Annotated in this window: 2 tRNA genes and 2 rRNA genes; all 4 read right to left on the bottom strand. The window is 51.1% G+C overall.

Going from position 1 to position 952, the window contains the following annotated elements:
• Window positions 1-169: ribosomal RNA gene (locus GS12_RS22820) — 23S ribosomal RNA — on the bottom strand; the annotation flags it as partial.
• A gap of 198 nt (window positions 170-367) precedes the next feature.
• A tRNA-Ala gene (locus GS12_RS22815) sits at window positions 368-443 on the bottom strand.
• A 143-nt stretch (window positions 444-586) separates the two neighbouring features.
• Window positions 587-663, bottom strand: a tRNA-Ile gene (locus GS12_RS22810).
• A 74-nt stretch (window positions 664-737) separates the two neighbouring features.
• A 16S ribosomal RNA gene (locus tag GS12_RS22805) occupies window positions 738-952 on the bottom strand; the annotation flags it as partial.

The raw sequence follows: 952 nt of genomic DNA, 5'->3' as shown, positions 1-952 counted from the left end.
ACTATGTATTCATGTTGCGATGATGCAACGGATTGCACCGGGTTTCCCCATTCGGGTATCGTCGGGTATAACGGTTCATATCACCTTACCGACGCTTATCGCAGATTAGCACGCCCTTCATCGCCTCTGACTGCCAGGGCATCCACCGTGTACGCTTAGTCACTTAACCTCACAACCCACAAGCGTCCCGGAGGACACATGCTGTTGCAGGCATTTGAGAGACCCGACCATAGTGTTTACGCCACTCTTTTTACGCAGAGTGACCCACTATGTCGTTTTCAAATTTTCAGCTTGTTCCGGATTGTTAAAGAGCAAATACTTCACAGCACACCGTTACCGGTACGCTCTGAAGTGATTTCAGACTGCATGGTGGAGCTAAGCGGGATCGAACCGCTGACCTCCTGCGTGCAAGGCAGGCGCTCTCCCAGCTGAGCTATAGCCCCATACAGTGTGCAGAGACCTTTACTACCACTCAACCGAGTCCGTTTCTCTTTCAGAAATGGAATTTGGGCTCAGACAAGGCGTGGTTCCGTGAAGCATAGTGAACTATGCGAACCGGGGCCACAACGCAGTATGAGTTCAAATTTGGTAGGCCTGAGTGGACTTGAACCACCGACCTCACCCTTATCAGGGGTGCGCTCTAACCACCTGAGCTACAAGCCTGTAGAGGTTTTTTCTGCTCATTCACATCTATCAGACAATCTGTTGTGGACACTGCGCAAAAAAGTATCTTCTGGTAAGGAGGTGATCCAACCGCAGGTTCCCCTACGGTTACCTTGTTACGACTTCACCCCAGTCATGAATCACAAAGTGGTAAGCGCCCTCCCGAAGGTTAAGCTACCTACTTCTTTTGCAACCCACTCCCATGGTGTGACGGGCGGTGTGTACAAGGCCCGGGAACGTATTCACCGTGGCATTCTGATCCACGATTACTAGCGATTCCGACTTCACG

Origin of the sequence: Erwinia oleae, assembly GCF_000770305.1 — a bacterium.
In the GTDB taxonomy this organism is placed as follows: domain Bacteria; phylum Pseudomonadota; class Gammaproteobacteria; order Enterobacterales; family Enterobacteriaceae; genus Erwinia; species Erwinia oleae.
Note: the sequence above shows the minus strand (reverse complement) of the source record. Positions and strands in the feature narration are given on the sequence as shown.